The organism is Planococcus sp. RAB007_Raresut (assembly GCF_057369535.1).
Map to the genome: position 1 here is coordinate 1 of NZ_JBXYIF010000130.1, position 267 is coordinate 267.

Consider the following 267-nt stretch of genomic DNA (forward strand, 5'->3'; position numbering starts at 1 on the left):
TATCGGCCTGTTATTAGCCATAATATTTATGACCGTCCTCTATATCGTCGCAATACGTCCTAAGACCTTATCGCTCGAAACGTTAGGACTTCGCCGAATCTCATGGAAAGAGTCGGGGATGATTTTTCTATGGACAATTGTGTTAATTGAACTCAGTATCATCATCGTCGTAGTCCAATCATATTTCGGCATCGGTACGTCGAATACAAAAACAGAGAGTTTGCAAAATGACTTGTCGATTATCTCCATTCTAATTGCGTTTGGATC

General features: G+C 40.4%; 1 pseudogene. It reads left to right on the forward strand.

The window, feature by feature from the left end:
• Positions 1-267, forward strand: a pseudogene (locus AC2Q9J_RS18020) (CPBP family intramembrane glutamate endopeptidase); the annotation flags it as partial.